Consider the following 17,321-nt stretch of genomic DNA (forward strand, 5'->3'; position numbering starts at 1 on the left):
TGCTCTGGCGGGGGCTGGTGCGCCCCGCACCTCCAGCCTGCCCTGCCTGCGGGCGCGGTGGGGACCTTCGGCCCCGGGCCCTTCGTCCCTTCCCTGGGCTACTCTCGAAAGGTCAGCCGCGAGGAGGTGCCCACGTGAACGCAGCCATCGGTCTGATGATCGCCTCGGTCGTCGTCATGGCGCTCATCGTCGTCTTCATCGTGCGCGTCAACAATCAGGTGCAGCGCCAGCAGCGCGAGCGCTACTTCGGCGACATCAGCCACGTGCGCATCCCCGACGACACGAGTGAACTCACCGACCGTCGTCAGCGTCCGAAGCCGCCCTACCGCCCGCTCTGACGCGCGCGAACCCGCGTGGCGTAGAGCAGGAGCATCGCGACGACGCAGCCGACGGCGGTCTCGGCGGCACGATCGAACAGCAGCGGTCCGACGGCCACCTCGTGCCCCAACTGCCCCATGAGCAGGGCGAGTGGCGTGACGAAGATCAACGCGATGCCGTAGTTACGACCCACGAACAACTCCGCCGCGGCTTGGAGCACGGTGAGTACGAGCACCGCCACGACGCCCCGGGGGTACAGCGGCAGGATGAGCGCGGCGAGGCCCACACCGGCGAAGGTGCCGATGAGGCGGTGCAGCCCACGCGTGAGGCGGGCGCGACGCGTGGCTCCCGTCAGCCCCGCGACGACGGCGACCATGGCCCAGTACGCGTGCGTGCTGCCGTAGAGCGAACCGACGACTGCGCCGACGAGGCCCGCGACGAGGGCTCCCCCGGCGAACAACATGGCCCGCCGACGGTTCGCCTCAACGCTCAGAACCTGCGCGAGGTCGAAGCGCGGGAGGACGACCTTCTTCGCACCGTCAGCGCCGCCGCGCGACGATTCGACACGCACCCGGCCCACCTGACTGACGACGACGGAGAACGCCGCCGCGAGCGCCGCCACGGCGAAGGCGACCGGCACGTTGCGCGGGTCGTGCGGCAACGACGTCACGGCCGTGAAGGCGAAGACCGGGAACAGCGGGCCGGGCGGGTGCCAACGCATCCCGTCGGAGAGCAGGGAGGTCGCGCCGGCCACGAGCGTGCCGCCGAGGGTGACGGCGAGTTCGCGTTGGGGCATGAGCGAAAGGGCGGTGCCTGCGGTGACGAGCACGGTCAGGACGCTGCCGACGACGATCTGTTCCCCCGCGCGCCGGGCGTGCTGCTGCCCTCGCGCGTACAACGAGGTGAAGGCTCCGAAGGCGGCGAACATCGTCCACTGCGGACGGTCGAGGACGACGAGAACGAGCAGCGGGACGAAGACGGAGACGGCCGCGCGAACCGCGACACGGTGCGCTCCGGCGTGGGGCCCGACGGTGAAGAAATCGGTGAGAAAACCGGAGTTCGAACGCTGGGAGGCCACCGCTCGACGGTACGCCGCACATGAGCCGCACACCTCATCGCGAGCACCCTCGCGGCCCGTGATGTTGCTCATCCTGACGGCGTCGACGCGCGAATGTTCCTCGCGCAGTTGGGCGTTCGACCTGGGCGCCCCGGCGGGGGCTATCCACGCGACAGGCGATCGGTACCACACCGCGAAGGTGGATTCGGGCAATCCGGCGGGCTAATCTCGTGAGCAAGTAGTGGTGGCCGCATCCGAGAAACCTCCCTGACCGCAACACGCCACCCGAGGAGTTTGAACATGTTCGCACTCGCCATCGTGCTGCTCATCGCAGCCGCTGCCCTCGTCCTGTGGGTCATCTTCGGACTCAACGACGCAGGCAACAACAAGATCCACTTCGACGGCTTCGGCATCACCGCCGACCTCAGCCCCCTCACCCTGTTCCTGCTCGGCGCCCTCGCGCTGCTGCTCGTGTGGGCCGCCACGCGCCTCATCGCCGCCGGCACGAAGCGCGGCATGCGCAAGCGTCGCGAGCGCAAGACGCTGGAGAAGGAGCACAAGCTTCACGAGAAGGACCGTCTCGCCGCCGAGCGCGACCGCGACGCCCTGCGTGACGAGCGTGACGCCGAAGCCCACCAGCGTGAGACCGCCGAGGCCCGCCAGCGCGTCGCCGAGCGTGACGTCGCCCGCTCCGAGGACGACCACCGCACGGACGCCAACTACGTGCGCGGCACCGAGCCGCAGCGCGGTGCGCACAGTGACGTGCGAGACGCTGACGTGCGTGACGCCGGCACGGACGGTCGTCACTACCGCGACTGATCCACAGCGTCACTCATGACGAAGGGGTGCCCCACCGATTCGGTGGGGCACCCCTTCGTTATGGGCGAGGGTCAGCTCTTCGCGGGCTCTCCCTTCGGCTCCTTCTTCGGCGCCGGCTTCGAGTTGGCGGCGTCGACGAACGCGTGACGCGGCGACTCGAGATCCATGAGCGCGCTGGCGTCGCGGCCGAACATGAGACCGACGGCCCAGTTACCGAGGATGCGCGCCTTGCGCTCGAACGTCGGCATCGCGTACGCGTGGTAACCGCGGTGCATCATCCACGCCGGCAGGCCGCGCAGGCCGAACTTGCCGACCTGGGCCACACCCTTACCGACACCGAGACCGGCGACCGAGCCGATCGTCTTGTGCTTGTACTGCTTGAGCTCGCCGCCCCCGCGGATGACGGTGAGGATGTTGCTCGCGAGCACCGGCGCGTGACGCAGCGCGTGCTGAGCGTTCGGCACGCAGAAACCGCCGGGGCCCATGCCCGTGACGTCGGGAACGGCCGCGTTGTCGCCGGCGCCCCAAGCGCCCTCGACGACGTTGCCGTCGTCGTCACGCACGCGCAGGTCGGTGCCGACCATGAGGCGGCCACGGTCGTCGATCGGCAGGTCGGAGTCGACGAGCACCGGGTTGGCCTTGACGCCCGCGTTCCACACGATGGTGTCGGCATCGAACTCCTCGCCGGTCGACAGCACGATGTGCTTCTTCTCGCAGCTCTTGAGCTGCGTCTCGAGCATGACCTCGATGCCGCGCTCGCGCATGGACTGCACGACCCACTCGGCCTGCTTCTCGCTGACCTCCGGCATGACGCGGCTCATGGCCTCGACGAGCACGAATCGCGGGTCTTCGGGCGACAGGCGCGTGTAGTGCTTCACCGCGTCCATGACCATGTCCTGGATCTCGGCGACGGCCTCGATGCCGGCGAACCCGCCGCCGACGAAGACGAACGTCAGCGCACGCTTGCGCTCCTCGGGGTCGGTGAGGACGGCGGCCTCGTCGAGGCGCGCGAGGACGTGGTCACGCAGCGTGACTGCTTCCTCGATCGTCTTGAAGCCGATGCCCTCCTCGGCGAGGCCGGGGATCGGCAGCGCGCGCGGCACGGAGCCGGCGGCCATAACGATGTGGTCGTACTCGAGCGTGAAGTCGTCACCGAGCTCGGGGTCGACGTTGACCGTGCGGTTCGCGTGGTCGATCGACGTCACCTTGCCGGTGATGATGTCGGCACCCTTGAGGTGACGGCGCAGCGGAACGAGCGCGTGACGCGCCTCGATGGAACCGGCCGCGACCTCGGGGAGGAAGGGCTGGTAGGTCATGTAGGGGTTCGGGTCGACGACCGTCACCGAACCTTCACCCAGGTTCAGCCCCGCGAGGAGCTTCTTCGCCGTGATGAAGCCGAGGTATCCGCCGCCGACGATGAGGATGCGGGGGCGAACGTTCGTGTTCTGCGAGAAAGGCATGCCTTCACTCTAGAACCGTTCGAGGCACCGGTCGAAATGCAGAGGGCAAACGACCAACTGTAGGTGATGACGCTCGCCCGCGTGTGGTTCCGGCCTCGTCAGTTCAGCTGTCCGAACGCGTCTCAGAGCTCGAGGACGAGTTCCTTGCCCTTGCAGCGGCTGACGCAGATCATCATGACGTCGCCCTCCTCGCGCTCGTCGTCCTCGAGGACGGAGTCGCGGTGGTCGATCTCGCCGGAGACGACGCCCGTCTCGCAGGTGCCGCAGATGCCCTCGAGGCACGAGCCGAGCACCGAGATGCCGTTCTCACGCACGACCTCGAAGATCGACTTGTCGGCCGGCACCGTGAGGCGCATGTCGGACTCCTCGAGGACGATCTCGAACTCGGAGTTGTCCGAGTCGTCGATCTCCTTGGGCGTGAAGCGCTCGACGTGGGCGACGAGCGTCGCGCGCGTGCGGCACTGCTCCTCGACCGCTTCGAGCAGACGCTCGGGGCCACACGAGTAGACGAGTGCAGCACCCTCGGCCTCGATCTGGTCGAACATGCCCTGCAGGTCGAAGGCACCCTTCGGGTCCTTGGCCCAGACCGTCACCTTGTCGCCGTACTGGGCGAGCTCGTCACGGAAGGCCATCGTCGCCTCGCTACGGCCGAGGTAGTACAGGTGCCAGTTCTTCCCGGCGGCCTCGACCTCGCGGATCATCGGCATGATCGGCGTGATGCCGATGCCCCCGGCGACGAAGACGTACTTGGGTGCCTTGCGCAGTTCGAAGTGGTTGCGCGGGCCGTAGCTGACGAGTTCGTCGCCGGCCTTGAGCGTGTCGTGGACGTAGGAGGAGCCGCCGCGCGACTCGACCTCGCGCAGCACCGCGACGCGGTAGGAGGAGCGGTCGGCCACGTCACCGCAGAGGGAGTACTGGCGGATCGTCTCGGCGAACGGGTCATGCTCGGGCATCGCGCCGGCTTCGGCGGCCTGCATCTGGGCCGCGTCGACGCCGCCCAGGACGAGGTCGAGGTGCGAGCCGGGCGTCCACGGCGGCAGGTCGCTGCCGTCCTTGGACCGCAGGGTGAGGAGACGGACGCCGTCGGCAGCTTCGTCGATGGTGTCGACGACGAGCAGGGTCGACGATTCCGGCTTGGTCGATTCCGAGATCATGCGCTTCTCCTTCGGCGGTGCTGACGCTCCGCAGCCCTCTCGTTCGGGTGCGAACGAGTCACCAGTGTACGCACCACATCATGCATTTGTGACCTGCGTCTCAATCCGTTGCCCCAAAGTCTTTCGGGGCCGAACGAAACGTCCTAGCGTAGGGACATGACTCAGCGCGTCCTCATCGTCCAACACGACCACTGCTCCCCTCCCGGCGCCGTCGCGGAGCGTTTCCGCGAGCGCGGCTACGAGGAGACGCTCTTCCAGATCGTGACGGAAGCCGATTTCGAGAACCCGGGCGTCGAGGTGGAGTTCCCCGACGTTCGCGGGTTCGACGCGATCGTCGTCATGGGCTCGTACTGGTCGGCGTGGGACGACGACCTCATCGGCTCCTGGCTGCGCCCCGAGATGGAGATGCTGCGCGAGGCTGACGAAGCCGGCGTGCCGGTGCTCGGCATCTGCTTCGGCGGGCAGCTGCTGGCGCGCACGCACGGCGGCTCGGTGGCGCGCGCCCCGGAGCCGGAGATCGGGTTCGTCGAGGTGACGAGCGAACGTGAGGAGCTGGCTCCGGGCGGACGCTGGTTCGCGTGGCACTACGACCGCTGGCAGCTACCGCCGCAGGGCGTCGAGTTCGCGCGCAACGCGATGGCGTCACAGGGATTCATCCTGCGCAAGAACCTCGCCGTCCAGTTCCACCCGGAGCTGTCGTCGGACATGCTGACCGGCTGGTGCGACAACGGCGGCCGCGAAATGCTCGCCGGCATGGGCCGCAGCGCCGACGACCTCCTCGCGCAGGCGCGCGACTGGGACGAGCGCGGTCGCGAGCGCGCCCACGCCGTCGTCGACGGATTTCTCGACAACGTGGCGTCACAGGAGGCCCGTGCCTCGTGAATGCCGTGATGGGATTGATGGGATGAACCGATGAGCGTTCAGATTGCCGTGAGCCTGCCCAGCACTGCGGTTGCCTTCCTCGACCACTGCGTGGCTGCAGGGGAAGCGCCGAGTCGAGCCGCGCTCATCACGATCGCGCTCGAGCGAGAGATGCGCCATCGTCTGGCCATGCGCGACACGGAAATCCTGAGCCAGGTCGGGCCCGCGGACGAACTGGACGACCTCGTGCTCTGGAGCGGTCGCTCCTTCGACGATCTCGACTGAGCCGCGGCCGCCCACTCACGGGGTCAGGGCTGGCCGGGCTTGAGGGCCACCCACAGCCCCTCGGCTTCGGCACACAGGCGTTCGCCCGCCCACAGCGAGCCGCGGATGAATTGCTTGCGCCCCTCGATGCGATCGACGGTGGCCGTCACCGTCAGCGTCTCGTCGACCGGCGCGACGGAGCGGAAGTTCACGGTGAGGTACGCCGTGCGACTGGGGTCGAGCTCGGCTTCCAGAGCGAGTGCTCCGAGGACGTCGTCGAAGAGCAGACAGATCGCTCCGCCGTGGACGACGGAGTTCTCCCCGACGTGGAACGTGCCGAAGCGGACGCTGCCGGAGAACGAGTCGCCGACGTAGGTGCCGTCGTCGACGGGCGGCACGAGCGCCTGCGCGCGGCCGACGGTGTCGACGCGACCCCAGACGCGCTCGGGTTCGGGGGCTCCGGCGCCGCGCAGAATGGTGCTCACCTCGCGCAGGTGTTCCGTGATTTCGGCGGCCTGAGCGGCGTCGAGGCGAGAAGCGGCCACGAGGTCGAGCAGCTCGCGTATTTGCGTCGCCACCGAATCGTGGGCATCGATCGTCTCGGGCGGCACCGTGTTCTCACGCAGGGCGTGCAGTGCGACGATGGCGTCGCGCTCGGTCATGGGTTCTCCTCTGAGTTCGGCATCGCCGGGGCGGGCACCGGCCTGTGCGCATGATGCCCCGAGCAGGGCGAGTACGTCGAGGGTGCCTGGTGACGAGGGAAAGGTTCAGGCGAGGTCGTCGGTGTACTGACGCGCGCAGAAGTCACGCAGATCCTCCGCCAGCGCGGCTAGCTCGCCCGCTGCGTGATGATCGGGCGACCATGCGGCCCGCAGCGACTGTGTGAGCACCTGGCCGTCGACGTCGAGGACCCGCCGCGGTACGAGGCCGAAGCGCGGGTCGTTCGTCAGCACCGCGATGCCGCGGCCGGACGCGGCGATGGCCTGGGCCGCCTCCGGTGAGTCGACCTCCTGCAGGTGTGCCGGCGCGAGCCCCGCGTCCTCGAAGGCGCGCGCGAGAACCTTCCGCACCGGGTAGCGACCGGGCAGGACGACGAGGGGGTCGGCGGTCGCGAGGGTCTCGAGCGAGAGGGTGCGCGGCGCTTCGTGGCTCTGCGCCTCGTCGTCCGCCGATGGTCGTGAACCGACGTAGGCGCGCACCGGTAGCTCGGCGATGATCATCGACGCGAGGCCGCTCGGGGCGGGCGCCGGGGCGACGACGAAGTCCGCGCCCTCGTCGAGCGCGGCGAAGACGTCCTCGCTGGGGCGTGCGACGACGTTCGGCGTCGGTGAGGCGCCGTCGTCAGCGGGTCGCGAGGCGAGGAACGGGGCGATCACGTCGCTCAGGGTTGTCGGCGGAGCGGCGAACGTCAGCGAGACGAGACGTCCGGCCGCGAGCGAGGTCGAGGTGCGTTTGATGAAGGCCTCGCGCTCGAGGAGATCCCGGGCGAGGGCGAGCAGTTCAGTACCGGCGGCGGTGAGGCGGACGCCACCCTCGGAGCGGGCGAAGAGCGTCACGCCGAGTTCGTGTTCGAGACCGCGGATCTGCCTCGACACCGCCGGCTGGCTGACGTGGACGGCGGCCGAACCGCCCGTCACGGTGCCGGCGTCGGCCACGGCAACGAAATAGCGCAGCGCCCGTAGCTCCACTGGCCGTCCTCCTCACGTCATGGGTCAGTCCACCGCCACGTCATAACCAGAAGGCATGGCAGATAGCCGAAACAAGTATTGGACAGCCTAGCCACCATGCTTCAGCCTGAGTGACGCACACCACTCCCCACCTTCGGAGGTATCGATGTCGTCCGACGAGATCGTCACGAACCCGGCCCCGCTGCCGGGCATGTCCGCGGCGGCCATGGGCCCGCTGCGCGGATACCTCGACGAGGCGATGGGCTTCATCACCGAGTGGATGAACGAGTACGGCCCCTCCACGCCACACCCGACGCAGGAGGTGGACGCCGACGCGTTCCACGGCGCCTTCGAGGAACTGACGACGCGCCTGCGCGCGAACTACCCGTTCTTCCACCCGCGCTACGTCGGGCAGATGCTCAAGCCACCGCACCCGGCGGCCGTCGTCGGCTACCTCACGACGATGCTCATCAACCCGAACAACCACGACCTCGACGCGGGCGCCGCGACGACGCGTATGGAGCAGGAGTGCGTCGACGCCATCGCGCACATGTTCGGCTGCCGCGCGCATCGTCAGGCGATGGAGGGCAAGAACGGTTCGTCGGCGAGCTTCGGTGTGCCGCATGACGACTCGGAACACGAGAGCGGCATGTGCCACCTCGGCCACCTCACGACGTCGGGCACCGTGGCCAACCTCGAGGCGCTGTTCGTCGCACGCGAGACGCACCCGCGCAAGGCGATCGCACACAGCGCCGACGCGCACTACACGCACGGACGCATGAGCCACCTGCTCAACGTGCCGTCGGTCGCCGTGCCCACCGACTCGCGTGGACGCATGGATCTCGTGGCACTGGAGCACCTCATCTCGGCGGGCGGCATCGGCACCGTCGTCCTGACGGCCGGAACGACGGGCTTGGGGGCCGTCGATCCGATCGACAAGGCGATTCCGCTGTGCCGCAAGTACGGCGTGCGCGTGCACGTCGACGCGGCGTACGGCGGTTTCTTCCGCCTGCTCGCCGAGGAGGGTGACGCCCTGCTGGCGCCGGACGTGGCCGCCGCCTTCCGGGCGATCGACGAGGCCGACTCCGTCGTCATCGACCCGCACAAGCACGGGCTGCAGCCGTACGGCTGCGGCGCGGTGCTGTTCCGCGACCCGAACGTGGCCAACTTCTACGACCACACCTCGCCGTACACGTACTTCACGAGCGGTGACGACCTGCACATGGGTGAGATCTCGCTCGAGTGCTCGCGTTCGGGCGCGTCCGCGGCGGCGCTGTGGATGACGCTCCAGCTACTGCCGCTCACGCGGGAGGGCACGGGCGAGATCGTCGCGCCGGGACGTCGCGCCGCGCTGGCGTGGGCCGAGAAGCTGCGCGGCTCGGAGGTGTTCGACCTCTACCAGGAGCCCGACCTCGACATCGTCAGCTACTTCCCGAAGGGCGACTCCCTCGCTGATGTCGACCGCCGTTCGGGCGCGATCCTCAAGAACGGCATGAACGCGCCGCGTGACGAGTCGCTCTTCGTCGCGACATACCAGGTGAAGCCCGACGACATGACGAACCGTGGCCACGACGTGCCCGGCGAAGCGCCCGAGGCGGGCGCGCGCATCCTGCGCAGCGTGACGATGAAGCCGGAGACCGAGCCCCTCATCGACGAGATCCACGCCGCCGTCGAGAAGCTCGCCCGCGCCGTCGACGCCTGACCCGATGTTGAGCGGCGTGCGCGGCACCGGTGCCGCGTTTCCCAGGCAACATCGCGCCACGCCGTAGGGTGGAGGCATGGCACTCAACACGGCCTTTGCGGTCCTGCCCGGTCTGACGATCGACACGCTGCCCAGCGGCATTCTCGACCCGACGACGGACTACGTCACGGGCGAGGAGGCCATCTCCAACGCGCTGCCGGCGGGGTACGTCGGCGCGTTCACGGCGCGCACGGATGACGACGAGGACGCGGTCGTCCTCGTCGGCTACGAGCTCATGCTGCAGCCCGACCTCATCCCCGACATCGCGGACGAGGCCGTCACCGCCGTTTTCGCGGGCAACTCGAAGACATGGCTGCTCATCGTCGACGGCGACGGGCAGAGCCGCATGCTGACGCTCGACGCGTCGGGCGTCACGGCGGAGGACGGCGAGCCCGTCGAGGGCGAACCGACCGCCATCATCGACGGCGACCCCGAGAAGACCCTCAAGCAGGCCGTCGTCGACCTCACCGGCATCGACCTCGACGCCGTCGTCGCCGACAAGGGCGTCCTCGTCATCGTCGAGGACTGAGGATTCACCGATAGGTCTTGCTATCGGCTGTAGTCTGTAGCCATGGCGACGGGCTTGGAGGAGATCGCAGCCGCGAGCGACCGCATGACGCGTGACGCTCGCGCCATGTTGACCGCTGCCGTCCGCGACGCACACCGCGAGGGAATGTCCCAGCGCGAGATCGCCCGGCGTATCGGACGCAGCCAGCCTGAGGTGTCGCGCCTCATCCGCTTTCACGGGTCCGGACCTCTTGCCCGCAGGTTGCGCGCCCACCGCCAAGCGGTGATCCACCTCATCGAGGTTGCCGGGGGACGCAATGTGCGTGTCTTCGGCTCCGTCGCCACGGGCCGCGAGCACGCCGGCTCGGACATCGATCTCCTGGCGGACCTCAGCCTCGCTTACCTCAGCCTGCTCGACCTCGAGCGCCTCCAGTCACGACTCACCGAAGAAGTGGGCGCGACAGTGGAACTCACGCCCGACTCGGGGCTGAGGCCCTACCTACGCGAACGCGTCCTGAAGGAAGCCGTTCCGCTGTGAGCCCCCACCGGACGCACACCCGCCGAGAACGTTGAAGAAGCCCGCTACCACTTGCAGTTCGTCGTGACCTACCTCGACGAACCCGCTACGCAAGTTGCGACGGACGCCTCCTGCGAACCACCGCAGAACGGGATGTCCCAACCCTTCTGACTCGCCTCGCAGCCGAGCTCACCTGACGATCGGACCGCGCGTCAGCGTGCGTCGGGCAGCCCTCGCCCCCCACTCGCGCGAGATGTCGCGCAATTGGGGACAGACCAGGCACAAAGATCCCCACTCGCGCGATTCGTCGCGCAAGTGGGGATCTGTGGCGGTCGGATCACTCCGCCCAGGTCACCTTCACCGGGAACTTCTTCACACCATTGACGAAGTTGGAGCGCACGCGCTTCACGTCGCCGACGAGCTCGATCTTCTCGATGCGCGGCAGCAGCTCCTCGAGCAGCAGGCGGATCTCGAGGCGGGCGAGGTTGTTGCCGAGGCACAGGTGCGGCGAGCCCTTGCCGAACGTCATGTGGTCGACGTTCTTGCGCGTCACGTCGATCTTGTTCGGGTTCTCGAAGACGTCCTCGTCACGGTTGCCCGAGCCGAACCACATGACGACCTTGTCGCCTTCCTTGATCTGCTTGCCACCGAGCTCGACGTCCTTTGTCGCCGTGCGGCGGAAGTGGTAAACCGGCGTCGCCCAGCGCAGCAACTCCTCGAGGCCAGACTCGATGAGCGACGGGTCCTCCTTGAGCAGCTTGAACTGGTCGGGCTGCGCGATGAGGCCCAGCATGATCTGGCTGATCGCGTGGCGCGTCGTCTCGTTGCCGGCGATGACGAGCAGCGAGAAGTAGTTGTTGAAGTCCTGGTCCGAGAGCGGCACGCCGTCCTCGGGCATCTTGTTGGCGAGGATCGAGACGAGGTCCTTGCCCTCGCCGCCGACGCGCTTGTCACGCAGGTCGCGCCCGTAGTCCCAGACGTCCTGCACGGTGGGCGAACGGAACGGCAGGTGGCGGTACTTCTCCGACTCGGGCGAGTCGAGCAGGTGCTGCGTGTAGTCCGGGTCGGTGTTGGCCACCATCTCATTGCCCCACGCGATGAGCTGCGGCGTGTGGTCGCGCGGCACGTCGAGCAGGCGCGCGAGCACCTGGATCGGGAAGTCGGCCGAGATCTTCTCGACGAAGTCGAACTCGCCGTCGGGCGACGTCTTCTTCGCCTCGTCGATCGTGTTCTTCGTCAGCTCGCGCAGGAACGCCTCGTAGTTCTTGAGGAGGTTGCGCGGCGAGAACTCACGCTGGATGAGCTTGCGCAGCGCCGTGTGACGCGCGCCGTCCGTCTCCAGCATGGAACGGCGGAAGTCCATGAGGTCGTCGTCGACGTCCTCGAGGTTGACGAACTTCTCCGACGTGAACGTCTCGGAGTCCTTGTCGACGGCCCAGATGTCGTCGTACTTCGTGACGGCCCAGAAGCCCTTGCCGTCGGACTCCTCGTTCCAGTGCACCGGGTCACCGGCGCGCAGGGCGGCGAACTGGGCCCAACCCTCGTTGTCGCGGAACCGGTCGAGGTTCGCGAGGTCGACGTCTTCGAGCGTGTACTGGCTGCTGGGTGCGGCACCCACGTCAGTGGTCATGTCGGTCTCCTTCGATCGCTGAGGTCTGGATCACAGGTGGTAGGTGTACTCACGGAACTCCCAGTCCGTGATGAAGGCGTTGAAACGCTCGATCTCGTTGCGCTTGTACGCGAGGAAGGTCGTGACGAAGCCCTCGCCGAGCACCTCGCGCATCTCCGAGTCGGCCTCGAGGGCGTCGAGCGCCTCGCACAGGGACGAGGGCAGCTTGGGCGAACGCTCCGGGTCGTATCCGTAGCCCTCGAGCGCGGGGCCCGGGTCGATCTCGTTCTTGATGCCGAGGTAGGCCGCGGCCAGCGTCGCCGCCGTGAGCAGGTAGGGGTTGGCCGACGCGTCGCCGAGGCGCAGCTCCAGGCGCGACGCCGAGCCACGCTCCGGGGGGATGCGCACCATCGCGCTGCGGTTGTCGAGACCCCAGTCGATGAGCCACGGGGCGAGCGTGTCCGGGCCGAAGCGCTTGTAGGAGTTGATCGTCGGGTTCGCGAGCGCCGCGAGGGCCGGGGCGTGCTTGAGGATGCCGCCGATCGCGTGGTGAGCGACGGCGGAGAGGCCGTTGTGGCTGTTCGGGTCGTCGAAGAGGTGGTTGCCTGCGGCGTCCTGCGTCGAGAAGTGCAGGTGGAAGCCCGAGCCGCCCTCGTCGTTGAACGGCTTGGCCATGAACGTCGCGAGCTTGCCGCCGGCGCGCGCCATCTCCTTGACGGCGGCCTTGAAGCGGAACGCGCGGTCGGAGGCGTCGAGTGCGTCGGAGTGCCAGAGGTTGATCTCGAACTGGCCGGAGCTGAACTCGTGGTTCGCGGCGATGACGTCGAGGTCGTAGGCGCCGAGCTGACGCAGCGAGGCGAGCAGGACGTTCTCGGGGTCGCCGCGCAGGCCGGAGACGTAGACGTTGCCGGGGCTCTCGCCGTAGCGCGCCCAGCCGGAGTCGTTCGTGTCCGACTCCTCGAGGAGGTAGAACTCGAGCTCCGGGCCGCAGATCGGGGTGCCCGCGATGGAGCTGAACTTCTCGATGACCTGCTTGAGGACGTAGCGCGGGCTCTCGGCGGACGGCGAACCGTCCGGGTTGAACACGTCGGCGATGACGTGGGCGACGCCCGGCTCCCACGGCACGGTCTTGATCGTCTCGATGTCGGGGTAGGCCACGATGTCGGGCAGACCCGCGGCGAGGCCGCCCTCTATGTCGACGACGTCACCCATGGGCGTCGTGCCGTAGACGCTGCGGCAGAACGCGACGCCGTGGCCGGTGGTGCGCTCGAAGCGGTTGACGAGCAGATCCTTGCTGCGGTCGGTGCCGATGATGTCGGAGTAGCCGAGGCGGACGACGTCGATGCCCTCCGCCGCACACTTCTCCATGGCTTCGGCCATGAGCCTCGAGTCGATCTTCGTCATGCCATCGCCTTTCACGCCTTTGTGAGCGAACGCCTCCCCCGACGGTTGCCGTGCCGGGAGTGAGTCAAAAGGTCGTTCGGATCCGAACAGTAGCCGTGTGACTCAGGCCACACAACCCCTCTTGATCGGGTAGCCTAGCCGGTGTCGTACGGACACGAACGATTTCTCGGCAACAAACTTGCGGCACGGGCCGCAGACGGTGAAAGGGTGCAGGCACATGAGCGACCAGAAGGGCTTCTTCTACCCCCGCACCGCCGGCGGAACCTCGGGCATCATCCCGAGCCCGCCGTGGTACTACTCGGGCGACCTGCTGACGGTCGAGTACCGCACCAACCCGGAGCGTGTGCGCGAACTCCTGCCCGCCCCACTGGAACTCGCTGACGAGGACCCGGGCGCCGTTGCCCTCATCTGGGCCGACTGGCAGAGCTGCTCCAGCTCCCGCGAGGAGCTGCTCGACCCGGTGCGCGCCCAGTACAAGGAGGCGTTCGTCGTCGTCCGCTGCTCGTACAAGGGCAAGACGTTCAGCCGCTGCGTCTACATCTGGGTCGACAAGGACTTCGCGATCGGCCGCGGCCTGCACCAGGGCTACCCGAAGAAGCTCGGCTCGATGTGGCAGACGCGCCCCCACCCCTTCGCGCAGGGTGCGCCGCAGATCGCCGAGGGCGGCATGTTCGGTGCGACGCTCGCCGCCGGCGACCGTCGTCTCGCTGAGGCCGTGCTGACGCTGCGTGAGCCGAGCGAGACGAACGGCTTCGTCAACGGCCACCCGATGGCCCACCACCGCATCTACCCCGACATCGCCCGTGGGGCGACGGGCGACGCCTACAGCGAGCTCATATCGTCCGGCGCGGCCGAGTTCGAGGGCGGGCAGGCGTGGCGTGGTGACATCGATCTGCGCCTGTTCGAATCGCCCACGGAGGAACTCGCCGCCCTGGAGGTCGACGAGATCATCGGCGGCTACTACCGGCAGATCGGCGTCGTCTGGAACGGCGGCGAGACGCTCGAACGTCTCGTGTGAGCCAGGCGGCCGCGAAGGGCGGCAGCCTGCGTCGCAGATGAGTTCGTGGACACACGGCACGCAGCGTCACGCCGCCGACCACCCCACCCCGGACGGGTGTAGTGTGAGGTGGATCACTACGAGGGGGGAAGGGATGCGGCACAAATCCCGTCCACAGGGTTGCGCCTGCGGGTGCGGCCCCGGCTGCGTCCACGCTCGGCTCGCCGACGCGATCCCCCTCGTCAGTTCGCTGTTGAGCTCGACGGCACGCGACGAGGGTCTCGTCATTGCCATCGCGGACCGCGAGGCACGCCTGCACTACGTCGACGGAGACTCCCGCGCCCGCAGCCGCGCCGAGAGCATCGGCTTCACCGCGGGGGCGAACTGGTCGGAGGCGCAGGTCGGCACGAACGCGCCGGGCCGAGCTGTGGCCCGCGGCGAGGCGGTCTCGATCCATCGCGAGGAGCACACGCGCCCGGACGTCCACCCGTTCAGCTGCTCCGCGGCGCCGCTCGTCGACCCCGTCACCGGCGAGGTGCTCGGCGCTCTCGACGTGACGGGAGGTGACGCTGCGGCAGACCGGCGCACCCTCGCACTCGTGCAGGCCACCGCGGCCGCGGTGGCTCGTGAACTTCGCCTCGCCGGGGTGCCGGTCGGCCCTCCACCGCACACGAGCGCGCGGCTGCGCCTCGTCCACCACGGCCGCCCCTGCATCGAAACGGGTACGGCCACCCACGCACTCACCGACCGCCACGCCGAACTCCTCGCGACACTCGCGCTCAAACCCCAAGGCCTCAGCGCCGACGAGATCGGGGCCCTCGTCTACCCGGACGGCACGCCGCCCGCCACCATCCGCGGCGAGTTGCTGCGGCTTCGTCGACGGCTCGACACGATTCCCGGCGCGCCGAACCTCGAAAGCCGCCCCTACCGCCTCACGGGGCCACTGCTCATCGATGCCGTCCAGGTCACGGAGCATCTGCGTCGCGGCGAGCACGATGAAGCCCTCGAGCTGTATCGCGGAGCCTCGCTGACGCACAGCGAGGCGGAGCCCGTCGTCGACCTGCTGCGTTCGACGTCCGGGTCGCTGCGCGAAGCGATGCTCAGTGACGCCACTCCCGAGACCCTTCTGCGCTACCTCGACCTGCCCGAGGCCGCCGATGACGTCGAGTCGTGGCACATGGCACTCACCGTCCTGCCACCGCGCGCGCCACAGCGGGCCATCGTTCTCACGCATCTCGAACAGCTCGACACTCGTCTGCGCCAGGCGAACTGACGCCCGCACAGCGCGTTGCACGGGCAGTGCAACGTTGATGCAACGCAGCCCTTCGTAACGTGACGCACATCACGCAACCCCGCGTCACATTCCGCGGGCTCAGGGAAAGGAAGCTGCGATGACGGTCTACGCCAACCCGGGAACCGAGGGCTCCAAGGTCGAGTTCAAGAAGCGCTACGAGCACTTCATCGGCGGCGAATGGGTCGCGCCGAAGAAGGGGCAGTACTTCGAGAACCCCACCCCGGTCACCGGCAAGACGTTCTGCGAGGTGGGCCGCGGCACCGCCGAGGACATCGAGGCCGCCCTCGACGCGGCATGGGCGGCGGCACCGACGTGGAACAAGACCTCGCCCGCGGAGCGGGCACTCATCCTCAACCGGATCGCCGACCGGATGGAGGAGAACCTCGAGAAGATCGCCGTCGCGGAGACGTGGGACAACGGCAAGCCGGTGCGCGAGACGCTCAACGCCGACATCCCCCTCGCGATCGACCACTTCCGCTACTTCGCCGGTGCCATCCGCGCGCAGGAAGGCAGCCTCTCGCAGATCGACGAGGACACCGTCGCTTACCACTTCCACGAGCCGCTCGGCGTCGTCGGGCAGATCATCCCGTGGAACTTCCCCATCCTCATGGCCGTGTGGAAGCTCGCGCCGGCGCTGGCGGCCGGCAACTGCGTCGTCCTCAAGCCCGCCGAGCAGACGCCCGCGTCGATCATGGTGCTCATCGAACTGATCGAGGACCTCCTCCCCGCAGGAGTCGTCAACGTCGTCAACGGGTTCGGCGTCGAGGCTGGCGCGCCGCTCGCATCGAACAAGCGCATCCGCAAGATCGCGTTCACGGGTGAGACGACGACCGGCCGCCTCATCATGCAGTACGCCTCGGAGAACCTCATCCCGGTGACGCTCGAGCTCGGCGGCAAGAGCCCCAACATCTTCTTCGAGGACATCGCGCAGGCCGACGACGCGTTCTACGACAAGGCGCAGGAGGGCTTCACCCTCTTCGCTCTCAACCAGGGCGAGGTGTGCACCTGCCCGTCACGCGCGCTCGTCCAGGAGTCGATCTACGACCAGTTCATGGCCGACGTCGTCGAGCGCACGAAGAAGATCAAGGCCGGTAACCCGCTCGACGACTCGACGATGATCGGTGCGCAGGCCTCCAACGACCAGTTGCAGAAGATCCTGTCCTACCTCGACATCGGCCAGAAGGAAGGCGCGAAGGTGCTCACCGGTGGTCGGCAGGCCGAGTTGGACGGCGATCTGGGCGGCGGCTTCTATGTCGAGCCGACCATCTTCGAGGGCACGAACAACATGCGGATCTTTCAGGAGGAGATCTTCGGGCCGGTCGTGTCCGTGGCGAAGTTCGGCACGTACGACGAGGCACTGAAGATCGCGAACGACACCCTTTACGGCCTCGGCGCCGGCGTGTGGTCGCGCAACGGCAACACCGCCTACCGCGCGGGCCGCGACATCCAGGCCGGCCGCGTGTGGGTGAACAACTACCACAACTACCCGGCGCACGCGGCGTTCGGTGGCTACAAGAGCTCGGGCATCGGGCGGGAGAACCACCTCATGATGCTCGACCACTACCAGCAGACGAAGAACCTCCTCGTCTCCTACTCGGAGAACAAGCTCGGCTTCTTCTGAGCCGACCCGCATCACCGATCAGATCGCAACC

Annotated in this window: 17 protein-coding genes; 10 read left to right on the top strand and 7 right to left on the bottom strand. The window is 68.1% G+C overall.

Translation table 11 applies throughout. From position 1 onward, the window contains the following. Window positions 1-134 precede the first annotated feature (134 nt). Entirely contained in the window at window positions 135-338 is a 204-nt protein-coding gene (locus tag AA983_RS03405; protein WP_047310729.1) for a hypothetical protein, read from the top strand. On the opposite strand, the gene AA983_RS03410 is transcribed toward AA983_RS03405, so the two are convergent. Next, window positions 323-1,396 carry an FUSC family protein gene (locus AA983_RS03410; RefSeq protein ID WP_047310730.1) on the bottom strand — a complete coding sequence of 358 codons (1,074 nt, stop codon included), beginning with the start codon at window positions 1,394-1,396 and terminating at the stop codon, window positions 323-325. The two genes, AA983_RS03405 and AA983_RS03410, sit on opposite strands and share 16 nt — an antisense overlap. 279 nt (window positions 1,397-1,675) lie before the next feature. Here AA983_RS03410 and AA983_RS03415 point away from each other — a divergent pair, with 279 nt between their 5' ends. Further along, window positions 1,676-2,194, top strand: coding sequence for a hypothetical protein (locus tag AA983_RS03415; RefSeq protein ID WP_047310731.1), 519 nt, complete (start codon window positions 1,676-1,678; stop codon window positions 2,192-2,194). 71 nt (window positions 2,195-2,265) lie between these two features. Here AA983_RS03415 and AA983_RS03420 read toward each other — a convergent pair whose 3' ends face one another. Further along, on the bottom strand, window positions 2,266-3,654 hold the full coding sequence (locus AA983_RS03420; RefSeq protein ID WP_047310732.1) for an NAD(P)/FAD-dependent oxidoreductase: 1,389 nt from the start codon (window positions 3,652-3,654) through the stop codon (window positions 2,266-2,268). Between the two features lie 122 nt (window positions 3,655-3,776). Continuing rightward, window positions 3,777-4,808 (bottom strand): PDR/VanB family oxidoreductase, encoded by a 1,032-nt coding sequence (locus tag AA983_RS03425; RefSeq protein ID WP_047310733.1) that lies wholly within the window; start codon window positions 4,806-4,808, stop codon window positions 3,777-3,779. Between the two features lie 156 nt (window positions 4,809-4,964). On the opposite strand from AA983_RS03425, the gene AA983_RS03430 reads away from it, so the two are divergent. Further along, entirely contained in the window at window positions 4,965-5,690 is a 726-nt protein-coding gene (locus AA983_RS03430; protein ID WP_047310734.1) for a type 1 glutamine amidotransferase, read from the top strand. 30 nt (window positions 5,691-5,720) lie between these two features. Continuing rightward, entirely contained in the window at window positions 5,721-5,954 is a 234-nt protein-coding gene (locus AA983_RS03435) for a hypothetical protein (RefSeq protein ID WP_047310735.1), read from the top strand. Between the two features lie 23 nt (window positions 5,955-5,977). Here the strand turns inward: AA983_RS03435 and AA983_RS03440 are convergent, their stop codons facing one another. Together AA983_RS03440 and AA983_RS03445 are read right to left on the bottom strand one after the other, a co-directional pair. Continuing rightward, window positions 5,978-6,595: a PaaI family thioesterase gene (locus AA983_RS03440; protein ID WP_052946824.1), complete on the bottom strand. Its 618-nt coding sequence runs from the start codon at window positions 6,593-6,595 to the stop codon at window positions 5,978-5,980. A gap of 105 nt (window positions 6,596-6,700) precedes the next feature. Continuing rightward, on the bottom strand, window positions 6,701-7,621 hold the full coding sequence (locus AA983_RS03445; protein WP_047310736.1) for a LysR family transcriptional regulator: 921 nt from the start codon (window positions 7,619-7,621) through the stop codon (window positions 6,701-6,703). 145 nt (window positions 7,622-7,766) lie between these two features. Here AA983_RS03445 and AA983_RS03450 point away from each other — a divergent pair, with 145 nt between their 5' ends. From AA983_RS03450 to AA983_RS03460, 3 genes are all read left to right on the top strand, one after another. Then, the gene (locus AA983_RS03450) at window positions 7,767-9,302 is read left to right on the top strand and encodes an aminotransferase class V-fold PLP-dependent enzyme (RefSeq protein WP_197078930.1); all 1,536 of its coding nucleotides are present in this window, start codon (window positions 7,767-7,769) and stop codon (window positions 9,300-9,302) included. Between the two features lie 76 nt (window positions 9,303-9,378). Further along, window positions 9,379-9,870: a hypothetical protein gene (locus AA983_RS03455; protein ID WP_047310737.1), complete on the top strand. Its 492-nt coding sequence runs from the start codon at window positions 9,379-9,381 to the stop codon at window positions 9,868-9,870. Window positions 9,871-9,912: 42 nt separating this feature from the next. Further along, the gene (locus AA983_RS03460) at window positions 9,913-10,386 is read left to right on the top strand and encodes a nucleotidyltransferase domain-containing protein (protein WP_047310738.1); all 474 of its coding nucleotides are present in this window, start codon (window positions 9,913-9,915) and stop codon (window positions 10,384-10,386) included. A 316-nt stretch (window positions 10,387-10,702) separates the two neighbouring features. Here AA983_RS03460 and AA983_RS03465 read toward each other — a convergent pair whose 3' ends face one another. Together AA983_RS03465 and AA983_RS03470 are read right to left on the bottom strand one after the other, a co-directional pair. Beyond that, the gene (locus AA983_RS03465; protein ID WP_047310739.1) at window positions 10,703-11,995 is read right to left on the bottom strand and encodes a cytochrome P450; all 1,293 of its coding nucleotides are present in this window, start codon (window positions 11,993-11,995) and stop codon (window positions 10,703-10,705) included. Between the two features lie 30 nt (window positions 11,996-12,025). Next, on the bottom strand, window positions 12,026-13,378 hold the full coding sequence (locus AA983_RS03470; RefSeq protein WP_047310740.1) for a glutamine synthetase family protein: 1,353 nt from the start codon (window positions 13,376-13,378) through the stop codon (window positions 12,026-12,028). A 217-nt stretch (window positions 13,379-13,595) separates the two neighbouring features. Between AA983_RS03470 and AA983_RS03475 the strand changes: the two genes are divergently transcribed. From AA983_RS03475 to adh, 3 genes are all read left to right on the top strand, one after another. Then, the gene (locus AA983_RS03475) at window positions 13,596-14,396 is read left to right on the top strand and encodes an acetoacetate decarboxylase family protein (RefSeq protein ID WP_047310741.1); all 801 of its coding nucleotides are present in this window, start codon (window positions 13,596-13,598) and stop codon (window positions 14,394-14,396) included. A gap of 232 nt (window positions 14,397-14,628) precedes the next feature. Beyond that, a complete protein-coding gene (locus tag AA983_RS03480) occupies window positions 14,629-15,648 on the top strand; it encodes a GAF domain-containing protein (RefSeq protein WP_052946825.1) in 1,020 nt (339 codons plus the stop codon). Between the two features lie 118 nt (window positions 15,649-15,766). Further along, on the top strand, window positions 15,767-17,290 hold the full coding sequence (gene adh, locus AA983_RS03485; RefSeq protein ID WP_047310742.1) for an aldehyde dehydrogenase: 1,524 nt from the start codon (window positions 15,767-15,769) through the stop codon (window positions 17,288-17,290). The last annotated feature ends 31 nt before the right edge of the window (window positions 17,291-17,321 follow it).

The organism is Dermacoccus sp. PE3 (assembly GCF_001021715.1).
GTDB lineage: Bacteria > Actinomycetota > Actinomycetes > Actinomycetales > Dermatophilaceae > Dermacoccus > Dermacoccus abyssi.